Origin of the sequence: Dietzia sp. SYD-A1, assembly GCF_015356725.1 — a bacterium.
Taxonomy (GTDB): domain Bacteria; phylum Actinomycetota; class Actinomycetes; order Mycobacteriales; family Mycobacteriaceae; genus Dietzia.
Genome location: NZ_JADDKI010000002.1, coordinates 1 through 9,829, shown reverse-complemented (window position 1 = coordinate 9,829; position 9,829 = coordinate 1). Strand labels below are relative to the sequence as shown.

General features: G+C 60.1%; 4 protein-coding genes and 1 pseudogene. 4 read left to right on the top strand and 1 reads right to left on the bottom strand.

The window, feature by feature from the left end; translation table 11 throughout:
- Window positions 1–209: 209 nt before the first annotated feature.
- From IY392_RS00145 to IY392_RS00135, 3 genes are all read left to right on the top strand, one after another.
- Window positions 210–3,074: an SNF2-related protein gene (locus tag IY392_RS00145; RefSeq protein WP_194860210.1), complete on the top strand. Its 2,865-nt coding sequence runs from the start codon at window positions 210–212 to the stop codon at window positions 3,072–3,074.
- Between the two features lie 70 nt (window positions 3,075–3,144).
- Entirely contained in the window at window positions 3,145–4,992 is a 1,848-nt protein-coding gene (locus IY392_RS00140) for a site-specific DNA-methyltransferase (RefSeq protein WP_194860209.1), read from the top strand.
- Window positions 4,992–7,955: a DEAD/DEAH box helicase family protein gene (locus tag IY392_RS00135; protein WP_194860208.1), complete on the top strand. Its 2,964-nt coding sequence runs from the start codon at window positions 4,992–4,994 to the stop codon at window positions 7,953–7,955. The genes IY392_RS00140 and IY392_RS00135 overlap by 1 nt, the downstream gene beginning before the upstream one ends.
- 120 nt (window positions 7,956–8,075) lie before the next feature.
- Here the strand turns inward: IY392_RS00135 and IY392_RS19025 are convergent.
- A pseudogene (locus tag IY392_RS19025) lies at window positions 8,076–8,908 on the bottom strand (ISL3 family transposase); the annotation flags it as partial.
- 145 nt (window positions 8,909–9,053) lie between these two features.
- On the opposite strand from IY392_RS19025, the gene IY392_RS19535 reads away from it, so the two are divergent.
- Window positions 9,054–9,776, top strand: coding sequence for a DDE-type integrase/transposase/recombinase (locus IY392_RS19535; RefSeq protein WP_309233958.1), 723 nt, complete (start codon window positions 9,054–9,056; stop codon window positions 9,774–9,776).
- The last annotated feature ends 53 nt before the right edge of the window (window positions 9,777–9,829 follow it).

Here is a 9,829-nt window from a genome sequence, read left to right as displayed (position 1 = left end):
CCGAGGAAGTCCTCGCGAAAGCCAACCGTAACAACACTTCAAATGCGGACCACTAGTAGGGGCCGAGCGGCCAAAAGACAATCCAATGTACAAGCCCGGTATTTGCTGTGCCCACTCGCAGGGGATTCGTTAGTATCTGAATCTGTTCACACGTCCAGGAGTGCTGGTTGGCGATACCGCCTCATATGGATCTCGATGGAAAGAAGACGATGCGGAACGGCTTCTCGGACTACCAGGCTAAATACTACGCCCACGAGCTCCAGCGCAGCTACGCCAGCGACCATGTTGGGAAGCTCGCCGGCCTCTTGTTTGACGCGCAGGTCGAGCCCAAGCCGCACCAGATCGACGCCGCGCTGTTCGCCCTCCAGACTCCGTTCCTCAAGGGTGTCATCCTTGCCGACGAGGTTGGTCTCGGTAAGACGATCGAGGCCGGCATCGTGATCAGCCAGTACTGGGCGGAGCGCAAGCGCAACATCCTGATCGTTGCACCATCTAGCCTGCGGCAGCAGTGGCAGCAGGAGCTGTACGAGAAGTTCCTTATTCCGTCCTCATTGCTCGACGCCAAGACCAAGGACCGCCTCCTTAACGCGGGAAGCAATCCCGAGGCCCTGATCTGTTCGTACGAGTTCGCCCAGCGACACGAGGCCTCGCTGATTCGGGCGTGGGATCTGGTCGTCGCTGACGAAGCCCACCGTCTACGCAGCTTCTGGAATGGTCGATCCAAGGTTGCCCGCGCCGTCGCAAACATCGTTGAAAGTGCCCGTAAGACCGTTTTACTGACCGCAACGCCACTGCAGAACAAGCTCGAAGAACTCTACGGTCTCGTTTCGGTGTTCGACCCCGAGTATTTTCACTCGCTGGACGCTTTCCGTGAGCGCTACATCAAGAATCGCGATACGGCTGCATTCGATGATCTCGGTGATCGTGTTGCGCAGATCAGCAAGCGCACGCTTCGCCGCGACGCGGACAAGTACATCCGCTTCACCGAGCGACTGCCGATCACTGTCGGCTTCGAACCTTCAGCCGACGAGCAGCGCCTCTACGAGCTCGTCAACGACTACCTCCAGCGCGACGAGCTCTATGCCTTCTCGCCGTCCACACGACACCTAAGTGCACTGATCATCCGGAAGCGCCTCGGGTCGTCCACCTACGCCATCGCAAGCACGCTGGAGCGAATCGCCCATCGGCTGGAAGCCGAGATCGCCGCTGGCGGACCTCAGCCGCGCATAGACGGTCTTATCATCGATGCCGACCTCACGGACGAAGAGTCTGATGAGTTCGACGACCAACCGGCTCGCCAAGATTCAGGACGCAACTCGCAGGACATCATCGCTTTCATGCGCGACGAAGTCCGTGAGCTCAGAGAGTACGCTGCACTCGCACGGTCGATCACCGTGAACGAGAAAGCTGTTCAGCTCAACCATGCCCTCGACCTCGGTTTCGATCGACTACGGGAGCTTGGCGCGCCAGAGAAGGCGATCATCTTCACTGATTCCACGGTCACGCAAGAGTACATCGCCCGCTCATTGACAGAAGCCGGCCGCGGTGACGGCCTGGTTCTCTTCAACGGGCAGAACGACTCCCCTCGAGCGACCGAGATCTACCAGGAGTGGCTAAAGAAGAACCGAGGCAGCGACGTGATCACCGGCGTACTCGCCGCCGACAGACGTAAAGCACTCGTGGACTACTTCCGGGACGAGGGCACCATCATGATCGCCACCGAGGCGGCCTCGGAAGGCATCAACTTGCAGTTTTGCTCCATGGTCGTCAACTACGACCTGCCGTGGAACCCCCAGCGCGTCGAGCAGCGCATCGGCCGAGCCCACCGTTTCGGGCAAAAGCACAACGTGGTCGTCGTAAACTTCTCCAACAAGGGCAACCTCGCCGAGCAGCGCATCCTGGAACTGCTGGACGAGAAGTTCCACCTGTTCCAGGGCGTTTTCGGGGCGAGCGACGAGGTGCTCGGTACCATCGAAGACGGGCTCGACTTCGAGAAGCGCATCTCCGATATCTTGAACCGCTGCCGGACGGCCGCAGACATCGACTTCGCCTTCAATGAACTCGAGAGGCAGTTCGAGAGCGAGATCTCCAAGGAAATGGCGACTGCCAAGGCCAAGGTGTTCGACAACCTTGACCCCCACGTCCAGGACCGCCTCAAGTCCTATGACGCACAGTCTGGTGAGGTGCTCAACAAGTTCGAACGGCTCCTCCTCGCCGTCACCAGGTACCAGCTCGCCGAGGACGCCACCTTCGAGGGTGACGGGCGGGTGTTCGATCTACGTACCGTGCCTGTGGCTGGCGCGCAGACTGGTCGCTACCACTTCAAGTCGCAGCCGCAGGCGCGTGCACACCAGTACCGCTTCGCCAGCCCACTGGCTGGGTACGTCATGGACCGGTCCAAGTGCACGGCCACGCCCCCGTGCGAGCTGACATTCAACATCTCTCAGTCCGAGAGGGCTAGTACAGCTATCAAGGCCCTCGCGGGCAAGAGCGGTCAGCTCGTCAGCAAGGTCGTCACCTTCCGCATGAAGGCCGGCGACGAGGACATCTCCGAATCCTATTCTCTCGCAGGCATCCTCACTGACGACGGCCAGTGGCTTGACCACGAGTACGTCGCCGACCTTATGGACCTGGCGTGCACGAACGTGTCGGATCCTCTTGACATGATCGACGAGACGCCGTTCGCGCCGCACCTCGACGCCCAGCGCGAGCAGTTCGAGAAGGAAGTCCAGGCGCGCAACGCCCGCTACTACGACCAGCAGGAGGAGATCCTGTACCGCAACTCCCTCGACCGTAAGGCCGAGTCCGAGGCGTTGATCCGCCAGTACCGTCAGAAGGAAAAGGAAAGCCGCAAGGCTGCGCGGGTGACTGACGACCCGATGGAACAGTTGCGCCACAAAAAGGAAGCGCGCCGGTGGTCGCAAAAGGCGGAGGATGAGGATGATCGCGCCCGTAGCGACCGGATAAAGCTGCGCGAGGAGACCGACAAATACCTCGACCTCATCGAACAGTCGCTTCAAGGTGAGCAAGAAATAGAGGACCTGTTCTCCATCCGCTGGAGAGTGACGACATAAACGCAGCGCTTATCAAGAGCGGCGGTGAATAGTAAAATTGAAGCAATCGATAATGGTGAGGAAGACCCGAGTGACTGACGATATCTACGAGATTCCGAGCAAGACGCCCGAGTTGCAGACCGAGCTGGCGCAGAAGCTACAGGATTTGGTGCCCGAGGCCGTCGCCGATGGCAAGATTGACGTCGCCAAGCTCACCGAACTCCTCGCGGACGACGCGGCCGACAGCAACGAACGTTTCGGTCTGTTCTGGCCGGGCAAGAAGCGCGCCTTGCGGGCCGCCCAAGAACCCACCACCGCCACGCTGCGCCCCGACAAGGTCAATAGCAGGGACTGGGACACCACCAAGAACGTCTTCATCGAGGGCGACAACCTTGAAGTGCTCAAGATCCTGCAGAAGCACTACCACGGCAAGATCAAGATGATCTACATCGATCCGCCTTACAACACGGGCCAGGACTTCGTGTACCCCGACAATTACAAGGAGGGGCTGGGCACCTACCTCGAATGGACCAAGCAGGTAAACGAGGAAGGTAAGAAGGTTTCGACAAATAGCGAGGCAGAGGGTCGCTTCCATACCAACTGGCTCAATATGATGTATCCGCGCCTCAAGTTGGCGCGGAACCTTCTCGCAGCCGACGGCGTAATTTTTTGCTCGATCGACTACAACGAAGGGTTCCACCTCCGTTCGCTCATGAACGAGGTGTTCGGCGAGTCTAACTTCGTAGGCGAGATCTACTGGGAGTCGAAGACGAAGTCGCAGAACACCTCGACCTCCTTCAACAAGCTTCAGCCTAAGGCTGAAATTATCTTGGTGTACACGCGTCGCGACAAGCGCCGGTTCAACCTCGTGTCGACCGGAAGCAAGCAGTATCCAGAGAGGGATGAGCGGGGCGCCTTCCGTTTCGCCGAAGTCGAGCAAATGGCGCGAGATGGAGTTCGTGGCCGTGGTTCGATGGTGTTCCCGATTCTCGGCATTGAGCCCCGAGAGGGCAACCAGTGGAAGCAGGGGCGCGACACAATAGCGGAATACGAGGCCAGGGGCGACCTCCTCGAGATGGGCGGAAAGCCGACGCTGAAGGTTCGCCCAGATGATGAGCGGGGCGATGTAACGAAGCCGTTCTGGGGTTTTTTCCCTAAGGAGATTGGGACGGCAGAGAGTGCGAAGCGTGATCTCAAGACGCTAATGGGAGACCACGGATTTGACACCGTGAAGCCTGTCGAGCTCGTCAAGAGGCTGGTTTTTCACGCGACCTCTGACGACGATCTGATCCTCGATTTCTTCGCCGGATCCGGTACCACTGGCCATGCGGTCATGGCCCAAAACGCAGAGGACGGTGGGTCGCGCCGGTTTGTCTTGGTGCAGCTCCCGGAGCCGACCGAGGCTAGTTCGGTGGCTCGCCGCGCTGGTTTCGCCACGGTCTCCGACCTGACGCGGTCCCGTCTCGATCACGCTCGTGGGCAGATGGAGGCCCAGCTGACCGATCGCTCGGAGGCTCTGGACCTTGGCTATCGCTCTTTCGAGTTGACCGACACAAACTTCACGAAGTGGCGGGTCTCCAGCGATATTGACCTTAGTAAGTTGGAGCAACACCTTCTGGATCTGCGGGACAGTGCGGACGATGAAGCGACGCCCGACTCTCTACTCTGGGAACTGCTGCTAAAACAGGGCTATTCCCTCACCGAGCGGTCTCGCGAGGAAGAGGTCGCAGGCCTCAAAGTCCGAGCGGTTGGCGGCGGCCTGCTGTTGGCATACTTGGACGAGCACATCAAGCCCACGCTAGAACAGATGCGCGCCCTCGTTGACGAGGAACCGGCGCGCCTTGTCGTTCTGGAAGACGCCTTTCAAGGCGACGATGAACTGAAGACTAACCTTGCTCAGCTCTGTAAGAGCAAAGACGTGGAGCTCTGGACCGCCTAATGAAGTTCAAGTTTGACGCCAAGCAGCAGTATCAGCTCGACGCCATCGGTTCGCTGGTGCAGCTTTTCGATGGCCAGCCCCGGGATGCGGAAGCGGTCCTCACGACTCTGCGCTGCGAGGGCCAGCTGGAGGGCTCTCGGAATCAGACCAGCCTGGACCTCGACTTGTCTCGGGAGGTCGGCGCCGTAGGTAACAACCTTGTCCTTGACGAGGCGACTATCCTCCAGAACCTGCAGGCCGTCCAGGACAAGAACGGCTTAGAGGTCCTCAACGCTCTCGCCGGCGACTCTCTCGACTTCGACATAGAGATGGAGACTGGCACGGGTAAGACATACGTTTATCTACGCACGATCTTCGAGCTAGCCAAGGCCTACAACTTTACAAAGTTCGTGATCCTCGTGCCGAGCGTCGCGATTAAGGAAGGAGTCACGACCAGTATAAAGCTGATGCACCAGCACTTCCGCGAGCTGTACCCGGCGCAGCCCTTCGATTACTCGGTCTACTCGGGCAAATCTGCCGAGGAGGTGCAGGGATTCGCCACCAGTACCAACGTGCAGATCATGGTGATGACGATCGACTCGATCCGAGGCGACGCCAGCTCCCGCATCATTCACCAGACGCGAGACAAACTGAACGGCCTTCGCCCAATCGACTACCTGAAGGCTACTCGTCCAGCGGTCATCATGGACGAGCCGCAGAACATGGAATCCAAGCTGTCTCAATCATCGATAAGCGATCTCGATCCCATCGCCACGCTTCGCTTCTCGGCCACCCACCGCAAACAGCGCAACGTCGTCTACCGACTCGATCCGGTCGACGCCCACGATCACGGGCTGGTCAAACAGATCGTCGTCGCCGAAGTTGCTCAACAGGGAACCGACGCGGCGCCTTACATCAAGGTGATCGAGGTCAGGCGCGACCCATGGGAGGCCAAGCTTGAACTGGCCGTCCGCGCCGCTGACGGCTCGACACCCCGCCGGGTCATCAAGGTCAGACAGGATCAGGAATTATCCAACCTAACCAATAACCCTGCCTACAACGGCTGGTGGATCACCGAACTGTCCATCGAACCCCAGTATGTGGAGCTCAACAGGCACGGCATACTCCAGCAGGGCGAGGAGATCGGCGGCAACTCCGCCTCGATCTACCGCGAGATGATCCGTGAGACCATCAGAGAGCATCTCCGCAAGCAGACGATGCTGGCCAGCAAGAACATCAAGGTACTGAGCCTGTTCTTTGTCGACAAGGTCGAGAACTTCCTCGGTGATGGTGTTAACAACGTGGACGCCAATGGTCAGTTCGTCCAGTGGTTCGACGAGTTGTTCCGCGAGGAGCGAGCCAAGTCGAACCAGTGGCAAGAGCTGTTCCCGCAAGATCCGGCGGTCCTGCGCCGTGGCTACTTCTCCGTCCTCAAGGGCAAGAAGGGGGCGGCTGACAAGTTCCAGGACACTTCCGGCGCTACCAAGGCCGATGACGATGCCTACGACCTGATCATGCGCGACAAGACACGGCTGCTCGACGATGCCGAGCCCGTCCGCTTTATCTTCAGCCACTCCGCACTGCGTGAAGGCTGGGATAACCCGAACGTCTTCCAGATCTGCACCCTGCGTGAGATGGGGGCCGAAGTCGAACGACGGCAGACCATCGGTCGCGGCCTACGTCTTCCAGTTGACCAGACTGGCGAGCGCGTCGCTGACCGCAGCATTGCTCAGCTCACCGTCATTGCCAACGAGTCGTACCAGGCATTCGCCAAGTCGCTCCAGACAGAGTATGAGAAGTCCGGTGTCGAGATCGGCCGCGTTCGCGCGCAGGAGTTCTCCAAGATCCCGCTGTACGACGAGCACATCGAGCCCGACGGTCCGGAGTACTTCGGCTACGAACGATCCAAAGCGCTTTACGAGGCGTTGGAGTCCTCGGGGATGATCAAGGACGGCAAGATCACCGCCGCCTACCAGCCCACACAGCTCGGTTTCGATCTCAAGCAGCACGTCCCGGACTTCTACTGGCCCTATGAGGACGTCATCATTGAGTACATCGGACGCTCCAGCATCGAGCGATACGTCAAGCCGCAATCCAAGCGCAAAGCCCGCAAGCTCAACAAGGAGCTATTCACTAACCCCGAGTTTGAGGAGTTCTGGCGCACTATCTCACGCCGCACGACCTACCGGGTCGCTGTCGATCGCGAACGCCTGATCGAGGCAACGGTTAAGGCGGTCAAGGAAGCGCCGTCGATTCAGCCGCTGCGCATCCAGGTCTCCCGCGCCGGCGTGAAGATCCTCCGTGGCGGCACCGAAGCCACCGAGACAGGGCAGCGGTCAGCATCGCTCCAAGGTGCTTACGATCTGCCGGACATCGTCACCGAGCTTCAGGAAGCAACGTCGCTGACCCGTAAGACAATCATTGACATCCTCATCGGCAGTGGGCGCTTGTCCGAGTTCATCGGCAACCCCAACGACTTCATCCAGATGGTCAAGAGTCGCCTGCAGTCCGTACTCGCCGAAATCGTCACCGAGGGAATCCAGTACGAGAAGATCGGCGGCTACGTATACGAGCTGCGCGAGCTTCAGAAGGACGGGCAGGAAGAAAAAGACCGATTCCTCGACCAGATGTACAAGCTGCAGAACCCGGAGAAGTCGGACTTCGATTACGTCGTCTATGACTCCGAACCGGAACGCCAATTCGCCGAAATCCTCGACGGACGCGACGATGTCAAGCTGTTCATGAAGCTGCCGTCGAAGTTCAAGATCGATACACCAGTCGGTCTCTACAACCCAGACTGGGCGATTATTAAGCACGAGGCTGGCCAGGACCGGATCTATATGATCCGCGAGACTAAGAGCACCGACGAAGAGGTGAAACGCCGTCCAACCGAGAACGCCAAGATCAAAGCAGCCATCAAGCACTTCGCCGCCATCGGCGTCGGCGACTACGCGGTCTCCGTACCGGGTGCGTGGCGAGTGTAAGCAGTCAGACAACACTAAGCGCGCGGTAAGTACGCGCGGTGCTACAGGTGAATCTGTACGAGAATCAAGATGGGAACGCGCCCTCAGCGTCGTACAGGACGGAAACCGGCCCTTCCGGATTCAGAGTGCATTGATCCGATCCCGCAGCTGTCCGGAGTGAATGAGTGACCGCAAGATGTAGTGCTTGAGGTTCCGGAAGCCCAGGGCGATTCCGCGGAGGTGCTCGAGGCGTCCGTTGATGGCCTCGACGGGGCCGTTGGAGGCGCCCACGTCGAAGTAGGCGAGGATCTCGCGGCGGCGCTTCCATAGCGACCGGCCCAGCTGGGCGAGCTCGGGCAGCTCCTTGGGCACCCCGGCCCGGATCGACTTGAGGAGCTTGTACATCGCGATCTTGCCCTCCCGCCTGCCCGAGGCCTCGTAGGCGGCGATGAGTCGCTGGTAGACGCCGTAGGTGACCTCCACCGCCGCGTGCGCGTCATTGGCGGTGAACGCCTTGAACAAGCGGACCTTCTGCTTGTCGGTAAGCAGCTGGAGCGCGGGTGCGCAGGGTGCGGCGGATGCCGTACAGCGGATCGCCGGTCTGTCCCCGGTGTCCGGTGGTGGCCTGCTGGATGCGTTGGCAGCACACGGTGAGCTTGTCGGCGGCAAGATGCACGACGTGGAACGGGTCCATCACCGTGCGTGCTGCGGGCACGGCCTTGGCTGCGGCGGAGTGGTAGCCGGCGAACCCGTCCATCGTGACCACCTTGACTCGATCTCGAAACACCTGGTCGCGGGCGTTGAGCCACTCGGTGAGGACCTTCGCCGAACGGCCCGGGATCATGTCCAACAGACGAGACGGGCCGGTGCCGTCCACGACCGGGGTCAGGTCCACCAAGACGGTGGGTGAACGAGCTGCTGCCGTCGCCGCGCACGTGCTTCCATTTGTGCTCATCGACCCCGAGAACGCGGACTGTTAGGGACGTGCTTCGGATAGCAGGGTTCTGATGATCGGGTAGCGCGAGTATGAGCATCGGATAGCGGTGCCGGTCCTCGTGTGCTCCTGTCGGTTCTACGCGTGGCAACCCGGCTGCGCGTGGATCCGAACAGGAGGCACGGGTGACTGATTACCGATTGGTGATGTCGCTACTGCTGCAGGACAGGTCCTACCGGGACATCGAGGCGATCGCGGGTTGCTCGCATCGCACGGTCGCGAAGGCGAAGAAGGTGTGCCGCGAGCACGGGTTGACCGCCGCCGGCCAGGTCGAGGCGCTCAGCGTCGAGGAGATCGACGTCTTGTTCGCCGATGGACGCAAGACGCCGTCGAAGGAGTTCGTCGCCTTCGACGTGGCGGCTGCCGTGAAGAAGCGCACGGGCAAGAACAAGCTGCCGCTGCGGGTGCTGTGGGCGAACTACCTCGACACTGACGGCACGCCGGGGCAGCGGCATTACAGCTATCAGCGGTTCTGTCAGATCGTCGGCGAGTACGTCGAGGTCAACGAGCTGACGATGAGGATCACGCACGTGCCCGGGCACACGATGCAGGTCGACTGGGCGGGCACGAAGATGGCCATCTTCGATCCCGTCATCGGCACCAAGACCACAGTGTCGGTGTTCGTGGCGTCGCTTCCGTACTCGGGGATGGTCTTCGCCTGCGGCTGCTTGGACGAGAAGATGCCGAACTGGCTCGACGCGCACTTGCAGGCGTTCGAGTACTTCGGCGGCGCGGCGCAGGTGATCGTCCCGGACAACGCCTCGACGGCGTCGAACCAGATCGCCCGCGGTGACCGGGCCCGGGAGGTCAACCGTGAGTACCGGGACTTCCTTGAGTATCACCAGTGAGTATTTGAGGGTTTGGGAGCCACTGGATATTGAGGTTGGGAGCCACCGTTATT

Bases quoted from the DNA above. Each gene is read 5' to 3' on its own strand.
- IY392_RS00145 (WP_194860210.1), top strand. From the start codon at position 210: ATGCGGAACGGCTTCTCGGACTACCAGGCTAAATACTACGCCCACGAG.
- IY392_RS00135 (WP_194860208.1), top strand. From the start codon at position 4,992: ATGAAGTTCAAGTTTGACGCCAAGCAGCAGTATCAGCTCGACGCCATC.